Origin of the sequence: Nocardioides sp. Soil796 (genome assembly GCF_001429525.1) — a bacterium.
In the GTDB taxonomy this organism is placed as follows: Bacteria; Actinomycetota; Actinomycetes; order Propionibacteriales; family Nocardioidaceae; genus Nocardioides.
Window position 1 is genome coordinate 280,035 of sequence record NZ_LMSQ01000018.1, and the last position, 24,149, is coordinate 304,183.

General features: G+C 69.0%; 21 protein-coding genes. 8 read left to right on the forward strand and 13 right to left on the reverse strand.

What is annotated here, in order from left to right; all coding sequences use genetic code 11:
- Positions 1-14: 14 nt before the first annotated feature.
- Positions 15-1,142: a glycerophosphodiester phosphodiesterase gene (locus ASH02_RS12735; protein WP_056681598.1), complete on the reverse strand. Its 1,128-nt coding sequence runs from the start codon at positions 1,140-1,142 to the stop codon at positions 15-17.
- Positions 1,143-1,268: 126 nt separating this feature from the next.
- On the reverse strand, positions 1,269-2,348 hold the full coding sequence (locus ASH02_RS12740; RefSeq protein ID WP_056681599.1) for a glycerophosphodiester phosphodiesterase family protein: 1,080 nt from the start codon (positions 2,346-2,348) through the stop codon (positions 1,269-1,271).
- Positions 2,349-2,429: 81 nt separating this feature from the next.
- Here ASH02_RS12740 and ASH02_RS12745 point away from each other — a divergent pair, with 81 nt between their 5' ends.
- The 3 genes from ASH02_RS12745 to ASH02_RS12755 are packed head-to-tail and all read left to right on the forward strand — an operon-like array spanning position 2,430 to position 6,495.
- Entirely contained in the window at positions 2,430-2,954 is a 525-nt protein-coding gene (locus ASH02_RS12745) for a YbaK/EbsC family protein (RefSeq protein ID WP_442938236.1), read from the forward strand.
- Between the two features lie 59 nt (positions 2,955-3,013).
- Positions 3,014-4,750 (forward strand): ABC transporter ATP-binding protein, encoded by a 1,737-nt coding sequence (locus ASH02_RS12750; protein ID WP_056681601.1) that lies wholly within the window; start codon positions 3,014-3,016, stop codon positions 4,748-4,750.
- Complete coding sequence (locus ASH02_RS12755; RefSeq protein WP_056681602.1) at positions 4,747-6,495, forward strand: ABC transporter ATP-binding protein; 1,749 nt, start codon at positions 4,747-4,749, stop codon at positions 6,493-6,495. The genes ASH02_RS12750 and ASH02_RS12755 overlap by 4 nt, the downstream gene beginning before the upstream one ends.
- A gap of 70 nt (positions 6,496-6,565) precedes the next feature.
- Here ASH02_RS12755 and npdG read toward each other — a convergent pair whose 3' ends face one another.
- Positions 6,566-7,234 carry an NADPH-dependent F420 reductase gene (npdG, locus tag ASH02_RS12760; RefSeq protein ID WP_056681603.1) on the reverse strand — a complete coding sequence of 223 codons (669 nt, stop codon included), beginning with the start codon at positions 7,232-7,234 and terminating at the stop codon, positions 6,566-6,568.
- A gap of 131 nt (positions 7,235-7,365) precedes the next feature.
- On the opposite strand from npdG, the gene ASH02_RS12765 reads away from it, so the two are divergent.
- The 3 genes from ASH02_RS12765 to ASH02_RS12775 all read left to right on the forward strand — a co-directional run bounded on the left by ASH02_RS12765 (position 7,366) and on the right by ASH02_RS12775 (position 12,223).
- Positions 7,366-8,400 carry an LLM class F420-dependent oxidoreductase gene (locus ASH02_RS12765; RefSeq protein WP_056681604.1) on the forward strand — a complete coding sequence of 345 codons (1,035 nt, stop codon included), beginning with the start codon at positions 7,366-7,368 and terminating at the stop codon, positions 8,398-8,400.
- Positions 8,397-9,539, forward strand: coding sequence for an acyl-CoA dehydrogenase family protein (locus ASH02_RS12770; protein ID WP_057294864.1), 1,143 nt, complete (start codon positions 8,397-8,399; stop codon positions 9,537-9,539). The genes ASH02_RS12765 and ASH02_RS12770 overlap by 4 nt, the downstream gene beginning before the upstream one ends.
- Before the next feature lie 68 nt (positions 9,540-9,607).
- Positions 9,608-12,223: a bifunctional FO biosynthesis protein CofGH gene (locus ASH02_RS12775; protein WP_057294865.1), complete on the forward strand. Its 2,616-nt coding sequence runs from the start codon at positions 9,608-9,610 to the stop codon at positions 12,221-12,223.
- Here the strand turns inward: ASH02_RS12775 and ASH02_RS12780 are convergent.
- The 4 genes from ASH02_RS12780 to ASH02_RS12795 form a co-directional block, all read right to left on the reverse strand.
- Entirely contained in the window at positions 12,220-12,636 is a 417-nt protein-coding gene (locus ASH02_RS12780) for a nitroreductase/quinone reductase family protein (protein WP_056681607.1), read from the reverse strand. The two genes, ASH02_RS12775 and ASH02_RS12780, sit on opposite strands and share 4 nt — an antisense overlap.
- 89 nt (positions 12,637-12,725) lie before the next feature.
- On the reverse strand, positions 12,726-13,958 hold the full coding sequence (locus ASH02_RS12785; protein ID WP_200951149.1) for an endonuclease/exonuclease/phosphatase family protein: 1,233 nt from the start codon (positions 13,956-13,958) through the stop codon (positions 12,726-12,728).
- Between the two features lie 89 nt (positions 13,959-14,047).
- Entirely contained in the window at positions 14,048-14,698 is a 651-nt protein-coding gene (locus tag ASH02_RS12790; RefSeq protein ID WP_156409764.1) for a methyltransferase domain-containing protein, read from the reverse strand.
- 2 nt (positions 14,699-14,700) lie between these two features.
- A complete protein-coding gene (locus tag ASH02_RS12795) occupies positions 14,701-15,096 on the reverse strand; it encodes a VOC family protein (RefSeq protein WP_057294867.1) in 396 nt (131 codons plus the stop codon).
- Between the two features lie 220 nt (positions 15,097-15,316).
- Here ASH02_RS12795 and ASH02_RS12800 point away from each other — a divergent pair, with 220 nt between their 5' ends.
- Positions 15,317-16,378: a TerC family protein gene (locus ASH02_RS12800; RefSeq protein ID WP_235539041.1), complete on the forward strand. Its 1,062-nt coding sequence runs from the start codon at positions 15,317-15,319 to the stop codon at positions 16,376-16,378.
- Positions 16,379-16,439: 61 nt separating this feature from the next.
- Here the strand turns inward: ASH02_RS12800 and ASH02_RS12805 are convergent, their stop codons facing one another.
- The 5 genes from ASH02_RS12805 to ASH02_RS12825 form a co-directional block, all read right to left on the reverse strand.
- Positions 16,440-17,150 (reverse strand): hypothetical protein, encoded by a 711-nt coding sequence (locus ASH02_RS12805; protein WP_056681610.1) that lies wholly within the window; start codon positions 17,148-17,150, stop codon positions 16,440-16,442.
- Complete coding sequence (locus ASH02_RS12810) at positions 17,143-17,658, reverse strand: SigE family RNA polymerase sigma factor (RefSeq protein ID WP_056681611.1); 516 nt, start codon at positions 17,656-17,658, stop codon at positions 17,143-17,145. The genes ASH02_RS12805 and ASH02_RS12810 overlap by 8 nt, the downstream gene beginning before the upstream one ends.
- Positions 17,659-17,814: 156 nt before the next feature.
- Positions 17,815-19,068 carry a sugar ABC transporter permease gene (locus ASH02_RS12815; protein WP_056681612.1) on the reverse strand — a complete coding sequence of 418 codons (1,254 nt, stop codon included), beginning with the start codon at positions 19,066-19,068 and terminating at the stop codon, positions 17,815-17,817.
- Positions 19,058-19,852: an ATP-binding cassette domain-containing protein gene (locus tag ASH02_RS12820; RefSeq protein ID WP_056684890.1), complete on the reverse strand. Its 795-nt coding sequence runs from the start codon at positions 19,850-19,852 to the stop codon at positions 19,058-19,060. The genes ASH02_RS12815 and ASH02_RS12820 overlap by 11 nt, the downstream gene beginning before the upstream one ends.
- An 8-nt stretch (positions 19,853-19,860) precedes the next feature.
- Positions 19,861-20,916 (reverse strand): sugar ABC transporter substrate-binding protein, encoded by a 1,056-nt coding sequence (locus ASH02_RS12825; protein WP_056681613.1) that lies wholly within the window; start codon positions 20,914-20,916, stop codon positions 19,861-19,863.
- A gap of 181 nt (positions 20,917-21,097) precedes the next feature.
- Between ASH02_RS12825 and ASH02_RS12830 the strand changes: the two genes are divergently transcribed.
- Positions 21,098-22,279 (forward strand): ROK family transcriptional regulator, encoded by a 1,182-nt coding sequence (locus tag ASH02_RS12830; RefSeq protein WP_056681614.1) that lies wholly within the window; start codon positions 21,098-21,100, stop codon positions 22,277-22,279.
- A 92-nt stretch (positions 22,280-22,371) separates the two neighbouring features.
- On the opposite strand, the gene guaA is transcribed toward ASH02_RS12830, so the two are convergent.
- On the reverse strand, positions 22,372-23,958 hold the full coding sequence (gene guaA, locus ASH02_RS12835) for a glutamine-hydrolyzing GMP synthase (RefSeq protein WP_056681615.1): 1,587 nt from the start codon (positions 23,956-23,958) through the stop codon (positions 22,372-22,374).
- Positions 23,959-24,149: the final 191 nt, after the last annotated feature.

Here is a 24,149-nt window from a genome sequence, read left to right on the forward strand (position 1 = left end):
CATCGCTGCTGCTTTCACTGCTCGGCCAGCCAGTCCTCGCGGGCCGCGACGATGGTGTCCGTGTAGTCGGTGAAGACGCCGTCGACCCCCGCGTCGAAGAACGCGAACGCCTCCGCCCGCGAGTCGCCCTTGGCGTTCGGGTCGGTGCCGATCCGGAAGTTCGTCGCCATGAACTGGTTCTCGTCGCGCAGGGTCCACACGTGCACGGTCAGCCCGGCGTCGTGCGCGTCGTCGACCAGTGCGGAGGGCTCTCCGGTCGCGCCGGACGCGTCACGCGGCAGCACCAGGTCCTTGTGCGCGCCCAGCCCGTCGGCGTACGACGCGATGTCGGCGAGGTTCTCCGGCTTCGTCAGGTCCTTGTAGGTGCGCGGGTCACCGGCCTCGACGAGGTCGTACGGGGCCCCCGAGCCGTCGATCAACTGGGCGATCGGCAGGTCGGTCCGGGCATCGAGGTCGCGCAGGTTGGCGGTCTCGAAGGACTGCAGGATCACCGGTGCGTTGCGGCGGTCCAGGTGATGCCGGCGCAGCGTGCGCAGCAGCGGCTCCTCCAGCGAGAGGCCGATCGAGTCGAAGTAGGTCGGGTGCTTGGTCTCGGGATAGACGCCGATGCGGCGGTGCGTGCGCCTGGACTCCTCACGCACCATGGCGAGCACCTCGTCGAGGGTCGGGATCTCGAACTGCCCGTCGTACCGCGTGTTGTCGGGTCGCACCTGTGGGAGCCGCTCCTTGGCGCGGAGGGTCTTGAGCTCGTCGAGCGTGAAGTCCTCGGTGAACCATCCGGTGATCGGCTTGCCGTCGATGGTCTTCGTGGTCCTGCGGTCGGCGAACTCGGGGTGGTCCGCGACGTCGGTGGTGCCGCCGATCTCGTTCTCGTGGCGGGCGACGAGCACGCCGTCACTGGTGGAGACCAGGTCCGGCTCGACGTAGTCGGCGCCCATCCGGATGGCCAGGCGGTACGACGCCAGCGTGTGCTCGGGGCGATATCCGGAGGCACCGCGGTGGCCGATCACGATCGGCTCGGTGGTGCGCTCCTTCGCGGCCGAGGCTGCGGCCGGTGCCGCACCGGCAGAGGCGCCGCCCGGCGCGAGGAGGACGGAAGCCACGAGTGCGGCGACGACGGAGGTACCGAGAGTTCGTTTCATGATCGCGAGCGTCGTGGCCGCAGATGACACCGAGTCCGGAACCCGGTGAACGCGACGTGACCGAAGGCAGGACGTCCTGCGACGCGGCGGCTGGGACGACCTCGGTGCAGGACGTCCCGAACAACGTCAGGCAGTTCGGCTGCCCTGGCCACCGGACCGCAGGACGTCCGCCTCGCGGAGCACGTCGAGCACGATGTCGGGATGGTCGGTGATCAACCCGTCGACCCCGGCGTCGAGGAAGGCCTTGGCCTCGGCGGCCAGGTCACCGGCCGCACCGGGCCCACCATCGCGGCGCAGGTTGAGCGGAAGGAAGCGGTTCTCCCGGCGCAGGGTCCACACGTGGACGGTCAACCACATCCGGTGGGCCTCGCGGACCAGGGCCGACGGCGTCGAGATCGCACCGCTGTCGTCGCGAGGGAGCACCAGCGACTTGTGCGCCCCGATGCCGTCGGCGTACTCGTCGATCCAGGCCAGGCCCTCGCGCGTGCACAGGTCGGCGTACGTGCGGGGATCGCCCACTGCGACCAGGTCCGCGGGGCGCTTGTCGGCGGCCTCGAGCAGCTGAACGACGGCCACCCGCGTGCGATGGGCGAGCCGGCGCAGGACGGTCGGCTCGAACGACATCACGGTGACCCGTGAGCGTGGGTGGTCCAGGTCGTGGCGCCTCAGGTCCGAGAGCAGCATCTCGTCGAGCGGCAGTCCGATCGAGTCGAAGTACGCCGCATGCTTGAGCTCGGCCATCACGCCGATGCTGCGGCCGCCCAGCACGGACTCGGCCCCGACCATCGCCAGCACCTCGTTGAACGACGGGATCCCGCAGGCGCCGTCGTACGACGCACTGTCCGGACGCAGGCTCGCCAGACGCTCGCGAGCGGCCAGGGTCTTCAGCTCGGCGAGGGTGAAGTCCTCCACGAACCAGCCGTGCAGCACGACCCCGTCGATGGTCCTGGTGGTCAGCCGGTGGGCGAACTCGGGGTGGTCCGCCACGTCAGTGGTGGTGCCGATCTCGCTCTCGTGGCGGGCCACCAGCACACCGTCCTTGGTGGCCACCAGGTCGAGCTCGATGTCGTCGGCGCCCATGCGGATCGCCATGCGGTAGCCCTCGAGGGTGTGTTCGGGTCGGTAGCCACTGGCCCCGCGGTGCGCCACCACGGCGGGCGTCACCACCAGGCTCTGCGTCTTGCGCGAGACGGCAAGTTGGGTCACACCATCAGTGAGACATGGGCAGGGGTCCGGGTGGTGAAGGCGCGGTGAATGGCGCGCGAGCACTTTGACACCATGTCAGGCATGTCCCTCGACCTCCTGCCCGCCCTGGACCGCCTCGACCTCGTCGCCGACCCCGTCGCGAAGGCGCTGCGCGACTGGGCGCACGCCGGTGAGGTGCTGGTCGCCGAGATCGACCCGGAGCTCGCGGACACCGCCGTGATGAGCGAGGCCTACGGCACCTCCATGGAGGACTCCGCCAACTGTGTGGTGATCAGCGGCAAGCGATCTGGCGAGGAGCGGCTCGCGGCGTGCGTCGTCCGCGCGGACACCCGGGCCGACGTGAACGGCCTCGTCAAGCGCACCCTCGACGTCCGCAAGTGCTCCTTCCACCCGATGGAGCGCGCGGTCGAGGAGACCGGCATGGAGTACGGCGGCATCACCCCGATCGGTCTGCCCGCCGAATGGCGACTGCTGGTCGACACGCGGGTGCTGGAGATCGAGCGCACCATCATCGGCAGCGGCGTACGCCACTCGAAGCTGTTCCTCCCCGGCCGGCTGCTCGGTGAGCTGCCCGGCGCCGAGGTGGTTCCCGACCTGGCCCGCTGAGCCGCCCGGCCCGCGAAAACCAGTGGCTCCGACACAGGCGGCAAACGTAGCGTTGGCGGGTGCGCAACCTTCCCCTGGCCGTCCCCGGCCTCGCCGATCACCGCTCGCCGGGGCGGTTCCTGTGGTGGATGGCCAAGGGCCAGTGGCACACGCTCGCGCTGGGCATGGTCTTCGGCATCATCTGGATGAGCTCGCAGGCCGTGATGCCCGCCGTGATCGGGCGCGCGATCGACCTCGGCGTGGCAGACCGCGACCGTGGCGAGCTGGTCAAGTGGGCCTCGGTGATGTTCGCGATCGGCCTCCTGCAGGCGGCCTCCGGCATCATCAGGCACCGGTTCGCGGTGACGAACTGGTTGACCGCGGCTTACCGCACCGTGCAGCTGGTGGGCCGCCAGGTGGCACGCCTGGGCGGCACCCTGCCCCGCAAGGTCTCGACCGGCGAGGTCGTCGCGATCGGCAACAGCGACATCTCCAACCTCGGCCAGGTGATGGACGTGACGGCACGGTTCGCCGGCGCCATCGTGTCGTTCGTCCTGGTCTCGGTGATCCTGCTGCAGACCAGCGTCACGCTCGGACTGGTGGTGCTGATCGGCGTGCCCGCCCTCATGCTGCTGATCGGCCCGTTGCTCTCCCCGCTCCAGAAGCGCTCCGCCCGTCAACGACACCTGATGGGCGAGCTGTCCAACACCGCCAGCGACATCGTCGGTGGCCTGCGGGTGTTGCGTGGTGTCGGCGGCGAGTCGGTCTTCCTCGACCGCTACCGTCGCGAGTCGCAACGCACCCGCCGGGCCGGCGTACAGGTGGCGCGCCTGCAGTCGATCCTCGACGCGCTGCAGGTGCTGCTGCCCGGGATCTTCGTGGTGCTGGTGGTCTGGCTTGGCGCGCGGTACGCCGTCCGCGGACAGATCAGCCCGGGTGAGCTCGTCGCGTTCTACGGCTACGCCGCGTTCCTGATGATCCCGTTGCGCACCGCCACCGAGTACGCCAACAAGTTCATCCGCGCCCGCGTCTCGGCCGCCCGCGTCTGCCGGGTCCTGGCCCTGGAGCCCGACGTCGCGGCGGTGCCCGATCCGATGCCCTCGCCACCCACCGGCTCCGGCCTGTACGACGTCCGCACCGGGCTGTCGATCACCCCCGGTCGCCTCACGGCCATCGTCTCGGACCAGCCCGACGACTCCGCGCACCTGGCCGACCGACTGGGCCTGCAGGCGCCTGACCCGGACGACGACGTGCGTCTGGGCGGGGTGCCGTTGACGGGCCTCGACCCGGCCGAGGTGCGGCACCGCATCGTGGTCTCCGACACCGGCAGTGCCCTGTTCTCCGGCCGGCTCGGCGACCGGCTCAACGTGCTCGGCCGACCCGGGTCCGACGTGGAGGCGGCCCTGCACACCTCCAGCGCCGAGGACGTGCTCGACGCGCTCGAGGGCGGGCTCGACGGCGAGGTCGCCGAGCGCGGACGCTCCTTCTCGGGTGGCCAGCGTCAGCGCCTGGTGCTCGCCCGGGCCCTGCTCGTCGACCCCGAGATCCTGGTCCTGGTGGAGCCGACGAGTGCCGTCGACGCCCACACCGAGTCCCGCATCGCCACCCGGTTGCGCGGCCACAGGCAGGGCCGCACCACGGTGGTGACCACGTCGAGCCCGTTGCTGCTCGACGCGGTCGACGAGGTCGCGTTCCTCGACGGCGGGCGCATCGTCGCCTCCGGCACGCACCGCGACCTGCTCGACACCTGCCCGGCGTACCGCCGCACGGTGACCCGCGAGACCGAGATGGACGACGACGTGGAGGTGGCCCGATGAACCAGGTGCTTCCGGTCGCGGGCACTCGTGAGGTGCGGGCCTATGCGGTGTCGATCGCGCGCAACCACCCGCGCATGCTCTGGCTGGCGGTCGGCCTGCACGCACTGGCGGCCCTGGCCGCCCTGGCCGCGCCGCGACTGTTCGGCCAGCTGGTCGAGGCGGTCGAGAAGGGCACGTCGATCAACCACGTCGACCACGTCGCGATGCTGCTGGCCGGCTTCCTCGTGGTGCAGACGATCCTGACCCGCCAGGCGCGCTACGTCTCGCAGTCGCTGGGCGAGGAGGTGCTCGCCGAGCTGCGCGAGGACTTCGTCGAGAACACGTTGGCGCTGCCGGTCGGCGTGGTCGAGTCGGCCGGCTCCGGCGACCTGCTCACCCGCACCTCCCGTGACGTCGACCAGCTCGGCTGGTCGGTGCGCTGGGCGATGCCGGAGTGGACGATCGCGGTCGTCACCGCGATCCTCACCTTCGCCGCGGCGCTGGCGGTCGGCTGGTGGGTGGCGCTCCCGGCGCTGATCGGCGTACCCATCCTGGTGATCGGGCTGCGTTGGTATCTCGCCCGGGCCAAGGACGGCTACCTGCGCGAGAACGCGTCGTACTCCCAGATCTCGGCGACGTTGACCGAGAACACGGAGGGCGCGCGCACCATCGAGGCACTCGGCCTCGGTCCGGAGCGGGTGGCCGCGCTCGACGCCGACTGCAAGGGCTCGTACGCCGCCGAGAAGTACACGCTGCACCTGCGCACGGTGTTCTTCCCGAGCATGGAGCTCGCCTACCTGTTGCCGACCGTCGCGACGCTGCTGTTCGGCGGCTGGCTCTACACGCAGGGCCACGCCTCGCTGGGCGAGGTCACCACGGCCACGCTCTACGTGCAGATGCTGATCGACCCCGTCGACCGGATCGTGTCGATCCTCGACGAGCTCCAGGTCGGCGGCGCGTCACTGGCGCGACTGCTCGGCGTCGCGCAGGTGCCCGACGACCGTGTGGCCACCGGAGCGCAGCCCGAGAACGAGAAGCTCGACGCGCGCGACGTGCACTTCGCGTACGTCGAGGGGCGCGACGTGCTGCACGGCATCGACCTGTCGGTCGGCGTCGGCGAGCGGATCGCGATGGTCGGGCCGTCGGGTGCCGGCAAGTCGACCCTGGGCCGGCTCCTGGCCGGGATCCATCCGCCCCGTGCCGGTTCGGTGACGGTGGGCGGCGTCGGCCTGACCGAGCTGCCGCTCGACGACCTGCGCGGGCACGTGGCCCTGGTGACCCAGGAGCACCACGTCTTCGTCGGCACGATCCGGGAGAACCTGGCGTTGGCCGCCCCGCACGAGGCCAGCGATGCGGAGATCTGGTCGGCCCTTGCCGCCGTCGACGCCGACGCCTGGGTGCGCGCCTTCCCCGACGGACTGAGGGAGGTCGTGGGGTCGGGTGGACGCACGCTGACCGCCGCCCAGGCCCAGCAGGTGGCCCTGGCGCGACTGGTGCTGGCCGACCCGCACACGCTCGTGCTCGACGAGGCCACCTCGCTGATCGACCCCCGGGCCGCGCGTCACCTGGAGCGGTCGCTGGCCGCAGTGCTGCACGGCCGCACGGTGATCGCGATCGCGCACCGCCTCTTCTCCGCCCACGACGCCGACCGGGTCGCGGTGTGCGAGGACGGCACGATCATCGAGTTCGGCTCGCACGACGAACTCGTCGCCGCCGGGGGTTCGTACGCCGCGCTCTGGGACTCCTGGAACGGCACGCCCCGCTGAAACCCCCGCTACCGAACAGTCAGCAGGAAATCTCGCGCGAGATCATGCGGACTCTTCGGTAGCGGAAGGGTCAGAGTCCGGAGATGCTGATGCCCGAGCGCACCTTGTACTTCTTGTTGATCGAGATGAGCACCGCGGTCAGCGGCTCGAGTTGACGAGCCAGGCGCAGCTTGCCGGCGTCGATGCCGATCCGCGAGGTGACGGTGCGCGCCAGCTCCTGGGCGGTCTCCTTCGACTCGGCGGAGTCACCGCAGACGAGGACGTCCTCGTGGTCGAGGTACTCGTCCTCGGACCACAGCGAGGCGGCCGCCACGTGGTGGAACGCGCCGACCACCGACGCCGTCGGCACGATCGCGGCCGCAGCCTCGGCGGCCGAGCGTTCGACGTCGAGTCCGTAGGGTCCGCCCTTGTCGAAGCCGAGCGGGTTCACGCACGAGATGATCGTCTTGCCGGCCAGTTCGGCGGCGAGGGACTCCACCAGCTCGTCGTGGCCGTTGAACGGAATCGCCAGCAGCACCACGTCGGCGGCGGACACGGCGTCCGCGTTGGCGGCCCCTGAGACGACCGGCGCGCCGCCCTCGGCGGTGATCCGCTCGGCGATCTCCTTCGCCGTGACCTCGGCCTTGTCGGCGGCCCGCGAGCCGATGACGACCTCGTTCCCGTGCTTGGCGAAGCGGTAGGCGAGGCCCTTGCCCTGTGGGCCGGTGCCGCCGATCACGGCGATGCGGAAGGTCGTCATGTGGTGTGTCTCCTGGTTCGGCGAAGTCATGGTGTGCGGCAACCCCTTGCGATCGTGACAGTGTTACTGTCACTGTTGTTGCGCGCAGTTCACAGAGTATCCAGATGCCAAGGTCGTGAAGGATCGTGTCCATGAAGCTCTCCATGCCCCTGATGTACGCCGGGAACCCGCGCGAGGCCGCCGACCAGGTGACCGAGCTCGAGAAGGCCGGTCTTGACACCGTCTGGGTCGCCGAGGCCTACGGCTTCGACTCCCCCACGCTGATGGGCTACCTCGCCGCCCGGACCGAGACGATCGAGATCGGCGCTGCGATCCTCAACATCTACTCGCGAACGCCGGGCACGCTGATCCAGACCGCAGCCGGCCTCGACAACGTCTCCGGCGGCCGGGCCATCATCGGCCTGGGCGCCTCCGGCCCGCAGGTGATCGAGGGTTGGCACGGACTTCCCTACTCCAAGCCCCTGGGCCGCACCCGTGAGGTCATCGATCTGATGCGCGCCGGCCTGCGCCGCGAGAAGCTCGCCGCCGACGGCATCTTCAAGCTGCCGCTCAGCAAGGAGGACGGCGCGGTCACCGGGCTGGGCAAGGCGCTGAAGATCCTCACCCACCCCGAGCGCGACGCCGTCCCGATCTACATCGCCGGACTCGGCCAGAAGAGCGTCGAGCAGGCCGCGGAGATCGCTGACGGCTGGCTGCCGTTCCTCTACATTCCCGAGAAGGCGGAGTCGGTCTGGGGCGACGCGCTCGCGGCCGGCAGGGCCAAGCGGTCGGCCGACCTGGCGCCCCTCGAGATCGCGGCCGGCGGCATGTGCGCCATCGGCGACGACGTCAAGGGGCTGCTCGACTTCGCGCGTCCGCTGACCGCCCTCTACATCGGCGGCATGGGCGCGCGCGGCAAGAACTTCTACAACGAGCTCGCCGTCCAGTACGGCTACGAGGCCGAGGCCAAGCTGGTCCAGGACCTCTACCTCGACGGCAAGAAGAAGGAGGCCGAGGCAGCCATTCCGCTCGAGATGCTCGAGCTCGGCAACCTCGTCGGCCCCGCGGCGTACGTCAAGGAGCGCATCGAGGCGTTCCGGGCCGCCGGCGTCACCAATCTGCAGATCACCCCGGCCGCCGACGACCCGGCCGCACTGGTCCGCGAGATGAAGGAGTTGATCGGATGACCCGCGACATCTTCGAGGCCGAGCACGAGGACTTCCGCGCGAGCTGCCGCACCTTCTTCGAGAAGGAGGTCGTGCCGCACCACGCCCAGTGGGAGAAGGACGGCATCGTCCCCCGCGACCTGTGGCTCAAGGCCGGCGAGGCCGGCCTGTTGTGCTTCGACGTCGACGAGGCGTACGGCGGCGCCGGGGTCAAGGACTTCCGCTACAACGTGGTGCTCTCGGAGGAGCAGAGCCGGGCCGGCGTGAGCGGCCCCGGCTTCTCGGTGCACACCGACATCATCGTTCCCTACCTCTCCAGCCTGGCCACCGACGAGCAGAAGCAGCGTTGGCTGCCCGGCTGCGTCAGCGGCGAGATCATCACCGCGATCGCGATGACCGAGCCCGGCGCCGGCAGCGACCTCCAGGGCATCCGCACGACCGCGGTCGACAAGGGCGACCACTACGTGCTGAACGGCTCGAAGACGTTCATCTCCAACGGCATCAATGCCGACATCGTCATCGTGGTGGCCCGCACGAACCCGGACGCGGGACACCAGGGCATCAGCCTGCTCGTGGTCGAGCGCGGCATGCCCGGCTTCGAGCGCGGCCGCAACCTCGACAAGATCGGCCTGCACGCCCAGGACACCGCCGAGCTGTCGTTCACCGACGTCGAGGTGCCCAAGGCGAACCTTCTCGGCGAGGAGGGCAGCGGCTTCATCTCGCTGATGATGAACCTCCAGCAGGAACGGCTGATCATCGCGGCGCAGGCCGCCGCCGTGTGCGACCTGATGGTCGACCTCTGCCTCGAATACGCCAAGACCCGCGAGGCGTTCGGCAAGCCGATCGGCAAGTTCCAGCACAACCGCTTCCTGGTCGCCGAGATGGCCACCGAGGCGCGCATCACCCGCGTCTTCATCGACGACTGCATCACCAAGCACAACGCCGGCGAGCTCGACGCCATGGGCGCCTCGATGGCGAAGTACTGGGCCACCGAGCTGCAGAACAAGCTGGTCAACCAGGCCGTGCAGCTCCACGGCGGCTACGGCTACATGATGGAGTACCCGGTCGCCAAGGCCTACCTCGACAGCCGCATCTCCACGATCTACGGCGGCACGACCGAGATCCAGAAGGAGATCATCGGCCGGTCCCTCGGCCTGTGACTCCGAGCGCGTGGGCTGAGCCCCCGGGTGGTGGTTCCTCCAGCGCGTGAGTGGGACTGGCCGCACCGATGTTCGCACCGGGAAGTAGCCTCGACCCCGTGAGCGTCACACCACAGCAGATCCGCCGCGCGCTGGCCCGTGCCGAGCGCGGAGCCGCCCTCGACGAGGCCGAGGCCGCCGCGTTGCTGGCCGCGACCGGCGAACAGCTCGACGCGTTGTGTACGGCGGCCGCCCGGGTGCGCGACGCCGGACTGGTCGCGGCCGGACGTCCGGGGGTGGTGACGTACTCACCGAAGGTGTTCATCCCGATCACCCGGTTGTGCCGCGACCGGTGCCACTACTGCACGTTCGTGGAGACCCCGGGGCAGGCCGCTCGTGAGGGCCGGGAGCCATACCTGTCCCCGGATGAGATCCTCGACATCGCGGCCCAGGGCGCGAAGCTGGGCTGTCTGGAAGCGTTGTTCACGTTGGGTGACCGGCCCGAGGACCGGTGGCCCGAGGCCCGCGAGTGGCTCGACTCCCGTGGCTACGACTCGACGATCGCCTACATCCGGGCGATGGCGGTGCGGGTGCTGGAGGAGACCGGTCTGCTGCCGCACCTCAATCCCGGCGTGATGTCGTGGGAGGAGCTGAACCGGCTCAAGCCGGTCTCCCCGTCGATGGGGATGATGCTCGAGACCACCTCGCGTCGGCTCTTCGAGACCAAGGGCGAGGCCCACCACGGCTCCCCCGACAAGGACCCGGAGGTCCGGTTGCGGGTGCTCGAGGACGCCGGGCGCCTCTCGGTCCCGTTCACCTCGGGCCTGCTGGTCGGCATCGGCGAGACCCTGGAGGAGCGTGCGGAGACGATCTTCGCGCTGCGGGCCAACGCCCGCCGCTACGGCGCCCTGCAGGAAGTCATCGTGCAGAACTTCCGGGCCAAGCCGGACACCGCGATGCGGCACACCGACGACCTCGACCTCGACGAGTACCGTGCGGCGATCGCGGTCACCCGCATCGTGCTCGGCCCGAAGATGCGGATCCAGGCACCACCGAACCTTGTCTCCCTCGAGGAATGCACCGCACTGTTGGGTGCCGGTGTCGATGACTGGGGTGGCGTCTCGCCGCTGACGCCCGACCACGTGAACCCCGAGCGCCCGTGGCCCTCGCTGGAGCGGTTGCGTGCGTTGACCGCCGCGTCCGGTCTGGAGCTGCGACCGCGGCTGACCGTGCACCCCGAGTACGTCGTCCAGGGTGAGCCGTGGCTGGACCCCCGTGTCTCGGGCCACGTGGCCGCCCTCGCGGACGAGGACGGTCTCGCGAAGGTCGGCGTACGACCCGAGGGACTGCCGTGGCAGGAACCCGACGGTGGCTTCGCCAGTGTGGGCCGCACCGATCTTCACGAGAGCATCGACACCGAGGGCCGCACGAACGATCGTCGCGACGACTTCGACACCGTCTACGGCTCCTGGGACGAGGTCAGCTCCGCAGCCGCCGAGGTGGCGGATCAGGACCGGCCCTCCGGGCCTGCGGCAGAACCTCAGTCGCTGCGTCGCGACCAAACCCCTCTACGCTCCCGAGGCTCCGCCTCCGGCCCCGTGGGCCGGGATGAATCCGCCGCCCTGGCGGCGGCGGAGGCGGATCCGGGGAACCTGACCGACGAGCACGCGCTGACGTTGATGACCGCCGAGGGCGACCTGCTCGACGAGGTCATCAGGCTGGCCGACGCGCTCCGCAAGGAGGTCGTCGGCGACGAGGTCACCTACGTCGTCAACCGCAACATCAACTTCACCAACGTCTGTTACGTCGGCTGCCGGTTCTGCGCGTTCGCCCAACGCCGTACCGACGCCGACGCTTACTCCCTGTCCCTGGACCAGGTCGCCGACCGGGCCGAGGAGGCCTGGCACCTCGGCGCCTCCGAGGTCTGCATGCAGGGCGGCATCGACCCCGAGCTGCCCGGCACCGCCTACTTCGATCTCGCCGCGGCGGTCAAGACCCGGGTGCCCGAGATGCACGTGCACGCCTTCTCACCCATGGAGATCGTCAACGGGTCCTCACGCACCGGGTTGAGCTTCGAGGACTTCCTGATCAAGGCCCGCGAGTCCGGCCTCGACACGATCCCGGGCACGGCCGCGGAGATCCTCGACGACGAGGTCCGCTGGATCCTGACCAAGGGCAAGCTGCCCACCGCCACCTGGATCGAGATCGTCTCCACCGCACACAAGGTGGGCATCCGGTCCAGCTCGACGATGATGTACGGCCACGTCGACAACCCGCGCCACTGGGTGCAGCACCTGCGCGTGCTCTCCCGCATCCAGGACGAGACGGGTGGCTTCACCGAGTTCGTCCCCCTGCCGTTCGTGCACACCTCCTCACCGATCTACCTCGCCGGGGTGGCCCGCCCGGGACCGACCCTGCGCGACAACCTCGCCGTGCACGCGATGGCCCGGATCATGCTCCACGGACGCATCGACAACATCCAGACCTCCTGGGTCAAGCTCGGCACCGAAGGCACCCGCGCCATGCTCAACGCCGGCGCCAACGACCTCGGCGGCACCCTGATGGAGGAGACCATCTCCCGGATGGCCGGCTCCGAGCACGGCTCGGCCAAGACCGTCGAAGAACTCGTCGAGGTCGGCGCCGGCATCAACCGCCCCGTCCGCGAACGCACCACCCTGTACGGCGTACCCATCAAGCGCACCTAGTCAGGAGCAGGCTCCAGGTCCACCCGAATGGTCAACAGGTCGGTGCCGACGAGTCGCACCAGCGCACTGTTGATCCTGGGCAACTGCTTGAGCCGGGCGCGAGGATCGTCGTCATCGAGAATGACCGCCACCCCGGTTCGCCAGACGCCTGCGAGCTGGACACGGACCTGCGGATTCACCGCGAGGTTGCGCACGTACTGGGAGCGGCGGCCGAACTCCGAGACGATCCAGAACGTGTCGCCGTCGAGCCTGCCACCGACCGGGGTCGGGCGTGGCAGGCCACTGGTCCGACCGATCGTCTCCAGCACAGCTTCACCGCGCAGGTAGGGCGCCAGGCGACGGGCGATCGGATTCGCCAGCCGACGTTGCACCGGCAGGATGATCGACTCCCACGTTCGAGATGCGTTGGCCATGCCGCCCACCGTAGGGCGGTGCACGCCCCGACGCATCCGCCCATGGTCGGAGAATCCGCGCCTCGCTGACCACGGTCGCGACGCCGGGCTCAGCGGCGTACGTCGACCCAGACCAGGCGGTGGTCGGACGTCGGGAACGGGTAGGCGCCGGTGAGCCGGTGGAGCGGGTCGGTGGTGGTCGGCCAGAAGACCGCGGAGTCGAGGATCCGCAGTCCCTTCGACGGCAGCACGTAGTCGGCGCGGATGTTGCCGGGGGTGTTGTCGGCGAAGTCGGCCGTGTCGTACGCCGGGTCGGAAACGTGCGACTCGTTGGCGCCGCCCTGCAGCTCGGACGCCTCGACCGCGCCCTCGGAGGTCGGCGTGGAGGACGTGTTCACCCGGCGGTTGTCGAGCAGCTGGTCGGTGGCACCCGCCAGCGAGTCGCCGTCGCGCGGATCGGAGTTGAGGTCACCGGCGATCACGAACTGGGCGCGCCGGTCGAGGCCACCGCGGCGGCCCTCGTCGTCGCGGACGTACGCCGCGGCGCGGCCGCCGCTGACGTAGTCGGCCCAGAACCGGATCTCGTCGGCGTTGCGCAGCCCGCTGCGGTCCTCGGGACCGTCGAAGACCGGCGGAGTCGGGTGCGCGACCAGGAAGTGGATCGCGCGGCCGTGCACCGTGATCGGGAGGTCCCAGTGTGACTTCGACGAGAGCGGCAGGACGGCCAGCTCGTCGGCCGAGTAGAAGTCACCCGGCGCCGGTGTCGCGGCGTCGTCGGGGAGCCGAGCACCCGGCATGTCCCTCCAGAGGAAGTGCTGGAAGGTGCGCGCGCGACCGGCGTCGATGGGGTACTTCGAGTAGACGACCATGCCGTACTGCCCCTCGAACTCGCCGAAGCCGAGGGCGTCGTTGCCGCCGCCGACGGTGCCGTTGTTGTCGAGGTCGAAGCCACTGGGCACACCGGTGTTCGACGGCGCCACCCAGGCATAGGGGTAGTGCGCCGGGTCGGCGCCGTTCTGCCCGACCTCCAGGTAGTTGTCGCGGAACAGGTCCACGGCCTCGGGGTCGTAGTCGAACTCGTTGACCAGCACGACGTCCGGCGCCGCCCGCTGGATGGTCTCCGCGACGTTGCGGGCCTGCTGGTTGTCGGGTGTCGAGAGGTCGGCAACCAGCTGGCCCGGCGCTGTGCGGTTGAGCGAGGCGTTGAAGGTGGCGAACCGGACTAACCGATCGTGGCCGCGCTCGGACCCGGCCTGCGTCGGGCCGGCCTGTGCCGAACCTCCGGTGAGCGCCGGGGCGATCGCCATCGCGGCGATCAGGGCAAGGGCGGGCAGACGTCGCACGGGAACCTCCGGGTGGGTGGGCGGGCTCCTCACGTTAGAGCGCCGCGGCGACCCTGCCCATCCCCGGGAGTGAATCCTCGGTGAACCCGTCAGGCGGGTGCGGTCGCGGCGACGTACTGCGCGACGCCGTGGATCTCCTGGGTGATCTCGGTGAACCCGGCCGCGCGCAGCCGCCCCGTGAACTCGTCGGCGTCGAACATCCGCAGCCCGGTCACCCCCAGCACCCGGGACTGCACCGGCCGGACCAGGCGGTACGGCGACTCGCGGCTGGTCATCAACGAGATCCGCCCGCCCGGTCGCAGGACGCGCAGCATCTCGTCGAACGCCGCGAACGGGTCCGGGATCAGGTAGAGCGCGGCGTAGCAGTTCACCGCGTCGAACGCGTCGTCCGGGAAGGGCTGGTCGGTCGCGTCGCCGAAGACGTACCTCGCCCGCTCGTGCGCGTTCGTCGTACGGGCCCTCTCGAGCATCGGACCTGACATGTCCATGCCGACCGCCAGTCCGGCAGGAGCCACCGCACGCGCGAAGGCACGGGTGAAGAGTCCCGGGCCGCAGGCCACGTCCAGCACGAGGTGGCCCGGCGTCAACCGCAGCGCCCGGACGGTGAGGGCGCGCTCGTTGCGCAGGTGGTCGAGGTCGAACCCCATGAAGGCCCAGCCCAGCAGCGGCCGGTAGGCCTTCTCGTAGACCGGCGCGAGGAACGGGTTGCGCATGAGGCGTTGCGCCCAGCGGTCGCCCACGCTCAGGGCTCCCACACGACTTCGACCTCGAAGCCCTCGGAGTTCTCCAGGTAGAGCGCGACGTGCTCCTCCCCACCAGCGTGCGGGTAGCGGTCGGCGTACAGCTCGTGCCAGTCGTGGGCGCTGGACTCGGCCCGCATGCGGTCGAGCAGGTGGCGTTCGTCGGTGAGCAGGGCGAGGTGGTTCAGGCCGGGTCGCAGCCGGTCGTGCGGCTCGTCGAGCTGGTCGGGCGAGCGCTCCATGAAGAAGTACGTGCCGTCGGGATGCACCCAGGAACGGCCGCTGCCCGACGTCATGTCGACCTCCCAGCCGAGCTCGCCGAGCAGCCAGCCCCACTCCCCCTCGGCGACGGCCAGATCGGCGACCCACAGGTCCAGGTGGTGCACGGCGCGTGACATGCACCGACCCTAGCGAGTTTCTCATCGGGCGACGGAACGTGAAACACTGTCCGCGTTCAGGAGGGGAGTATTCCTTCGCAGTGGTGTCGTCACCACGACAGAGCAATCTGTCCGGTGCCACTGGTCCGACTCACGTCGGGCGGAAGAGACCTCCGGAGTACATGTCCGGCTGTCGCATCCCCAAGTGCCGCAGCGTCACGCCACTCCGGAGGAGATTTCCTTGGGTGCAATCATCGGCGATTCCGTCGCCAGCCCGCTGATCTGGGCCATCACCATCTTCGTCGCGATCGCCGTCTTCACCGTCGACCTGGCCATCATCGGCCGTCGACCGCACGAGCCCTCCATGAAGGAGGTCAGCACCCACCTCGCGATCTTCGTGAGCATGGCGATCGTCTTCGGCGTCTGCCTGTTCATCTTCGCTGAGCCGCACGAGCTGTCCCCGAGCCCGGGACTGGAGTTCTTCTCGGGCTGGTTGCTGGAGTACTCACTCTCCATCGACAACCTGTTCATCTTCATCATCATCATGGCTAACTTCAACGTGCCGCGTGAGTACCAGCAGAAGGTGCTGATGATCGGCATCGTGCTGGCGCTGATCATGCGCGCGATCTTCATCGTGCTCGGCGCAGCGGCCATCAACCAGTACAGCTGGGTCTTCTACATCTTCGGCCTGTTCCTGGTCTGGACGGCGTACAAGCTGGCCAAGGAAGGCGCCGAGGACGAGGACGACGAATACGAGGAGAACCGCCTCGTGAAGTTCGCCGAGAACCACCTGCCGGCGACCAGCGAGTGGCACGGCACCAAGTTCTTCTCGATCGAGAACGGCAAGCGCCTCATCACGCCGATGTTCCTCGTCGTGCTGACCCTCGGGACGACGGACCTGTTGTTCGCGCTGGACTCGATCCCCGCGATCTACGGCGTCACCAAGGACCCGTACCTCGTGTTCACCGCGAACGTCTTCGCGCTGATGGGCCTGCGCCAGCTCTACTTCCTCATCGGCGGCCTGCTGCAGCGCCTGATCTACCTGTCCTACGGGCTGGCGTTCCTGCTGCTGTTCATCGGCGTGAAGCTGGTGCTGCACGCGATGCACGAGAACGAGCTGCCGTTCATCAACGGCGGCGAGCACATCAAGTGGGCGCCCGACGTGCCGATCTGGCTCTCGCTCGTGGTGATCATCGGCACCCTGGCCATCACCGCGATCGCCAGCCTGGCCGTCTCCCGCAAGATGTCCGACGAGGAGACCGATGCCCGCACCGGTCCGCGTCGCGACTGGGAGAACGACTGACCTGACGAGGTTGAGGGCTCAGGTGGCTGCCATGGCAACCACCTGAGCCCTCAACTCATTTTCAGGAGTCGAACCAGGTCGGGTCGGTGACCAGCTGCACGAGCTCCTGGCGGCTGAGCACCGGGTCCTCCCGGGTCACTGGCCCGCCCATTTGCGGATCGGTGCCGTTGTAGGCCACCAGGTTGACCGACCTGCCGTCACGGCCGAGGTAGAACCCCCGGGTGCCTTCGAGGTCGGGGTTGACGCCCAGCACATCGGGGCTGCTGGGCTCGACCAGCACCCAACCGCCGGCCGTCTCGGAGCAGCCCTCCAACTGCGCGCACCTGCCTGCCCACGTGGACAGGAGCGGGTCATCGGGGTCCTCGGTCACGATCGCCTGGACGGTTCCCAGACCGGTGCCGTCGCGCGGATCGAACTCGATCGTGCCGACGTAGGTGCCGTCCGCGACCAGTCGCGCTGGCACTGGAGCCATCACCTGCTGTTGCAAGCGCTCGAGCTTGGGTGGCAGTGCAGGCCCTGCCTCCGCGGGCTTCGGCTTGACGTCGGTCGCGGCCACCCGCTCGTCGGGGTTCGGCGCCTTCTCCCCGAACGGGCCCAGCATCGCGGTGGTGGCCACCAGTGCGACCACCGCCGCTGCGCCCGCCAGCGCCGTCGCACGCTGCCGACGTACCCGACGCTGCCCTCGGCGTACGCCGCCGGCCACGAGCGCCTCGGTGCCGTGAACGCCCTGAGTCGCTCGTTCCAGCAGTGCCGTCATCTCGTGCTCATTCATGGGGCCCGCTCCTGCTCGTGATCAGAAAATCGGGCCCGAGAATCTCTCGTACCCTCGCGAGAGCCCGCGAGCTGCGGCTGCGAACGGCCTGCTCGGACAGGTCCAGGTCGCGTGCGACGGACCGGCAGTCGAGGCCGACCAGGTAGCGCTGCACCACGATCGCGCGGTCGGTCGCAGACAGTTGGCGCAGCGCCGCGACCAACGTGTGTCGCAGCGCAACGTCCGCGTCGAGGCATGCCTGATCCGGGATGTCGGCGGTGGGCCGCTCGGTCGACGACCGCTTGCGGGTCGTGCTGATGAACAGCCGGACCAGGATGGTGCGGGCATAGGCCACCGGGTTCTCAGCGTCGCGGACCTTCGACCACCGGCCGTAGACGCGGGCCAGGGTGTCCTGCACGAGGTCCTCGGCGAGGAACCGGTCCCCACACATCAGGAAGGCCGCCCGGAGCAGTTCGCCCGAGGTCGCTTGCGCGAAGTCCTCGAACTGCGCCCGATCGCCCTGCCGCATGAAGTCCCCACCTTGTTTCGGCTGCTACGTCACTCTCTCACTCACTACGACGAGGCGACCGTGGGGAATGTGGCAACCAACTTCGCACGACCTGCGGTTGAGTGCTGAGGTGGTTGCTCCGGCGACCACCTCAGCACTCAACCTCGGAGGGGCCAGTCAGCCGCGACCGCTGGACTCCCTGGCCTGGCGCGCCTTGGAGTCAACCGCAACGGCGAGCAGGAGCACCCCGCCGGTGACGATGAGTCGCACCGACGACGAGTCGACGCCAACCATGTTGAGTCCGCTCTGGATCGCCTTGAGCACCAGGATGCCGAGCAGCGCCGACCACGCCGAGCCCCGGCCGCCGAACAGGCTGGTGCCGCCGATGACAGCGGCCGCAATCGCCGTGAGGTTCGTGTCGCCGGTGCCGCTGCTCTGCGACACTGACGTCACCTGCGCCGCCGCCAGCAGCCCGCCGAGGGCAGCGAGGGTGGAACACATCACGAAGACGGACACATAGGTGCGTCCCACCTTGATGCCGGCGCGACGCGCGGCGTCCTCGCTGCCACCGATTGCGAACACGTGACGGCCCCACGTCGTACGACGCAGAGCGAAGTCGACAATCATGACGAGCAGGACGAAGAACACCCAGAGGTAGCCCCAGCCGCGGTCGATGTACAGGTAGTAGGTCGCGAACAGCAGACCGACGAGCATCAGGCCTGCCTTGATCAGCACGCCCGGCATCCACAGCGAACTCAGCCCGGCTCTTTCTCGACTCCTGGAGGCGAGCGAGCGGCTGGTCAGGTACCCGACACTCAGCAACACGACCAAGGCATATGCCGCACCTTGCGGGAGGTATTCGTAGCGCACATATTGCACGAAGTTGCTGCCCTCGGGCAGGTTGATCGACCCTTCCTTGCCGAGCACCAGATAGAGCACGCCCTCGAAGCCGAGCAGGCCAGCCAGCGAGAAGACGAAGCTCGGAATGCCGAACGCGTTGTAGAGGATCGCGTAGAACAGGCCCACGGCAAGCCCCGACAGGATTCCGGCCACGAGGCCGAGCGCCATGTCGTGACCCTGGCGGACGACGACGACCGCCATCACCGCCGCCGCCATGCCACTGACCGAGCCCACGGAGAGGTCGATCTCCCCGAGCAGCAGCACCAGCACGATGCCGAGCGCGATGATGCCCACAGGTGCGGCGAACTGGGTGATGGAGACAAGGTTGCGCGAGGAGAGGAAGATCGGCTCCATCGCATAGAAGACCAGGCTGATGACGATCAGCCCGATGATCACCGGCAGCATGCCGAGGTCGCCGCCCCGGATCCGGTTCCAGAGGCTGCGGGCACCCCCCGTGACCCCGCCGCGTCCGATCAGTCGCTCGTCGACGAGATCTGCGGCGATCGGCGATTCGGCGGTCTCACTCGTCATGGGCCAGTCCCCTGCGTTGCGCTCGTGAAGCGACGACGTTGTCCGACGCCCCGGTGATCGCCGCGACCAACTCTTCGGTGGACGTGTCTGCGGCGCGGAACTCGGCGGCGTTGCGGCCCAGCCGCATCACCACGATCCGATCGGCCACGGCCTGGACGTCGGCCATGTTGTGGCTGACCAGGATGACACCGAGGCCGTTCTCGCGGAGTCGCTCGACGAGGTTGAGCACCTCGGCCGTCTGCGCGACACCGAGCGCCGCGGTGGGCTCGTCGAGGATCACGACCTTGGGTGATCCGACCAGTGCCCGGGCGATCGCCACCGTCTGGCGTTGACCGCCCGAGAGCGCGGCGATCGGAATCCGCACCGAGGGGATCTTGGCCGACAGGCTGCGCAGCAGTCGCCAGGCCTCCTTCTCCATCGCGACCTCGTCGATGCGCGACCACCTTCTCAGCTCCTGACCGAGGAACAGGTTGGCCACGACGTCGAGGTTGTCGCACAAGGAGAGGTCCTGGAAGACGGTGGAGACACCCAGCGCCTTGGCCTGCGAGGGGCCGTCCGGACTCGTCGTCGTACCTGCGTAGGTCATCGCTCCGCTGTCGGCCTGATAGACGCCGGCGATGATCTTGACGAGCGTTGACTTGCCCGCGCCGTTGTCGCCCACGAGCGCGACCACCTCACCGGCGTGAACTTCGAGCGCCACATCGCTGAGCGCCTGAACGGCCCCGAACCTCTTGGTCACCCCGGTGAGGGAGAGCACGTTCTCCCCGGCCGATGCGACCTCCACGTCGTGCGTCACTTCACACCGGCCGCCGCACAAGCGTCCGCATAGTCCGCCGTACAGATGTCGTCAACGGACCAGAAGCCATCCGCGACCACCGTGTCCATGATGTTGTCCTGCGTCACTACGACCGGGTCGAAGATGAAGGACGGAACGCCTTCATAGTCAGAGGCACCGGTGACCTCGTCACCTCGGGCAATCGCCACGGCTACCTCGGCCGCCTTCTCGGCCTGCTCCTTGATCGACTTGTAGATCGTCATCCGTTGCTCACCCGCCACGATGCGCTGAATGGCAGTGACCTCGGCGTCCTGTCCGGTCACCGGCGGCAACTCCTTGACATCGGCGCCTTTGAGCGCGCTGATCGCACCGCCGGCCTGGCCATCGTTCGCGGCGTATATGCCCTGGATCCTGTCGTTGCCGAACCTGGTCAACTGGTCCGTGGTGAATTGGTTGGCGTTCTCGGGACTCCAGTCAGGGTTGTCGTACTCCGCGATCACCTTGAGGTTCGACTTGTCGATCGCCGAGTGCGCACCCTTCTTGAAGACCGGCGCGTTCGGGTCGCGCGGGTCGCCGTTCAGCATGATGATGCTTCCCTTGTCGCCCATGGCCTCGATCAGGGCTTCACCCTGCATCCGGCCGACGGTCTCATTGTCGAACGACATGTAGTAGTCGGCACCCTCGATGAATCGGTCATAGGCCACGGTCGGCACGTCGGACTCTCGCGCCGTCTTGATCAGCGACGTCGCAGTGTTCGCATCCACGGGGTCGAGGACGACCACGTCGGCGCCTTGGGTGATGGCGGAGTCGACCTGCTCGGACTGGGCGTTCACGTCACCGTCGGCGTTGAAGTACTTGACCTCGCACTCCTCGCAGAGCTCCTTGACCTTGGCCTCGAAGAGAGGCTTGTCGAAGGTCTCGTAGCGCGTCGTCTTCGTCTCGGGGAGCAGCAGGGCGATGACGGGGTCGTCGCCACCCTCGGCCGCGTCGTTGGCGCCGCACGCCACCAGGGTGCCGGCGCTGATCAGCACGGCGACACCGATGGCGGCGACGCGATGGAACTTTGTGGTCACGACTTCCTCCTGATTCCCGGTCCGCCACCGTGAGGACGGCGTCCGGCGCTGGTGAGGTCGAGTGTTGTGGCTCACACCGTTTGCCGTCAAGAGTTGAACGCAAAATCGTTCCAAGTTGCAACATTGAGCAATTTGGACGCTTCTCTTGACGACAAGCGTTGCGATGTCAGAAGGTTCACCCATGCCGCCCGAGACACCTGCCGCGCACCATCCCGGCTCGACGTCGTCGCTGCGTACGGCGAACCAGCTGCGCGTGGTCGACGTACTCCGTGGCCGCATCGGCGGCGTCCCGGCGGACGGCGCACCCCTGACCCAGGCCGAGCTGGCCCGGATCACCGGGCTCGCCCCCGCGACCGTGTCCAACATCGTCCGCGACCTCGCCGGCGCCGGGCTCGTGTCCACCGAACCCGGCAGCGGCCGGCGGGGCACGACGATCCGCATCGCCCGGGCCGCCGGCGTGGTGGCCGGGGTCGACTTCGGGCACAGTCACCTCTCGGTGGGGCTGGGCGACCTGGCCGGCAACGTCATCGCCGAGCGCCGCCAGCCCCTCGACCCGGCCCACACCCATGACGAGGGCCTCACCCTGGCCCGGAGCCTGATGACCGAGCTGTGTGAGGAGGCCGGCATCGACGAGCCTGTCCGCAACATCGGGATGGGCCTGCCTGCACCGATCGTCGCCGGGCTCGTCCGCTCGTCGGCGATCCTGCCCGGCTGGGTCGGCGTGAACGCCCGAGAGGTGGCGACAGCCGCCTTCGACAGCCCGGTGCACATCGAGAACGACGCCAACCTCGCGGCGTTGGCCGAGCACCGCCAGGGCGCGGCGCGCGACCACGCCACCTCGGTGCTGATCAAGATCTCGTCAGGCGTCGGCGCCGGCGTGATCCTCGAGGACCGACTGTTCCGTGGGTCCTCCGGCAGCGCGGGCGAGATCGGCCACCTCACCCTCGACGCCCAGGGCCCGGTCTGCCGGTGCGGCAGCCGTGGCTGCCTCGAGGCCTACGCGTCCGTCGGCGCCGTGCAGGATCTCCTGGTCGGCCAGTTCCCCGACGCGTCGATCGACGACATCATTGCCGCGGCCCGCGAGGGCAACGTCTCCGCGCTGCGCACCTTCGAGGACGCCGGTCTGCACGTGGGCTGGGGCGTCGCGTCCGTGGTGAACCTGCTCAATCCCGACATCGTGCTGATCGGCGGCGACATGGCCCGCGCCGGCGACCTGCTGCTCGACTCGGTGCGGGTCGGCCTGCGCCGGCACGCGCTCGACACCGCCGCGAGCACTCCGGTCGAGGCCGGCGTGCTCGGCGAGCGGGCCTCACTGGTCGGCGCCGTACTCCTGGCCTCCGACCGAACCGAGCTCCACGTCTGACGCGAACCGTGGATTCTTGATGCTCGAACCGTGGATCATTGACGTCCGGTCACCAAGAATCCACGGTTCGAAGCGCAAGAACCCCCGGTTGGTCACTCCCACTCGATGGTGCCCGGGGGCTTCGAGGTCACGTCGAGGGTGACCCGGTTGATCTCGGCCACCTCGTTGGTGATGCGGGTCGAGATCGTCTCGAGCACCTCGTAGGGGATGCGCGCCCAGTCGGCGGTCATCGCATCCTCGGAGGTCACGGGGCGCAGCACGATCGGGTGGCCGTAGGTGCGGCCGTCGCCCTGCACGCCCACGGAGCGTACGTCGGCCAGCAGCACCACCGGCATCTGCCAGACCTGACGGTCGAGGCCGGCACGGGTGAGCTCCTCGCGGGCGATCGCGTCGGCCTCACGCAGGATGTCGAGGCGCTCGCGGGTGACCTCGCCGATGATGCGGATGCCCAGGCCTGGTCCGGGGAACGGCTGGCGCCACACCATCGTGGAAGGCAGACCGAGCTGCTCCCCCACTGACCGGACCTCGTCCTTGAACAGCGTGCGCAGCGGTTCGACCAGCTCGAACTGGAGGTCCTCCGGCAGCCCGCCGACGTTGTGGTGCGACTTGATCGTGGAGGTGCCGGCACCGCCGCCGGACTCGACGACGTCGGGGTAGAGCGTGCCCTGCACGAGGTACGCCGTGTCGCCGCGCTCGTCGTCGGACAGCGAGCCGAAGACCCGCACCTCTGCGTCCTCGAAGGTGCGGATGAACTCGCGCCCGATGATCTTGCGCTTCTCCTCGGGGTCGCGCACACCGGCCAGCGCACCGAGGAACTGGTCTTCGGCGTCGACCACGTCGAGGGTGTCGAAGACCTCCTCGAAGTCGCGACGCACCTGCGCTGTCTCGCCCTTGCGCATCATGCCGTGGTCGACGTACACGCAGGTCAGGCGGTCGCCGATGGCGCGCTGGACCAGGGCCGCGGCCACCGCGGAGTCGACGCCTCCGGAGAGGGCGCAGATCGCGCGGGCGTCACCGACCTGATTGCGGATCCGCTCGACCTGCTCCTCGACGACGTTGACCATCGTCCAGGTCTGGCGACAGCCGGCGATGTCGTGCAGGAAGTGCTCGAGGGTCTGCTGGCCGTGCTCGCTGTGCAGCACCTCGGGGTGCCACTGCACGCCGGCGAGGCGCTTCTCCAGGTTCTCGAAGGCGGCCACCGGGGTGACGTCGGTCGAGGCGAGCACGTCGAACCCGGCCGGCGCGGCGGTCACGGAGTCTCCGTGGGACATCCACACCTTGTGCTCGGCGGGGATGTCGGACAGGAGGGTGCCCGGAGCGGTGACGCGGACCGGCGTACGGCCGTATTCGCGGGCCCCGGTGTGCGAGACCTCGCCGCCCAGGCTCTTGGCCATCAGCTGGAAGCCGTAGCACATGCCGAAGACGGGTACGCCGGACGCGAAGAGGTCGGCATCGATGCCGGGAGCGCCCTCGGCGTACACCGAGGAGGGCCCGCCGGAGAGGATGATCGCCTTCGGCTTGCGGGCCAGGATCTCCGCGACCGGCAGCGTGTGCGGCACGATCTCGGAGTAGACCCGGGCCTCACGCACACGACGGGCGATCAGTTGGGCGTACTGCGCCCCGAAATCGACGACGAGGACGAGATCGTGCTCGTGCGGGCTGTGCGCGGGACCGGTCATGGCGGGATCCTATCGACCATCCGCGGCCGCTCCGAAATGGTGCGCCGTTCTGAAATGGTCCGGGAACGCATCAGGGCCCGACCGGGGAGGGAGGGTGGTCGGGCCCTGATCGTCCATGCATCTGCTGGACAGAGCTTGGACATGGGGCCCGACGTGGGAGGGAGCATGACTGTCGGACCCACACACCTCAA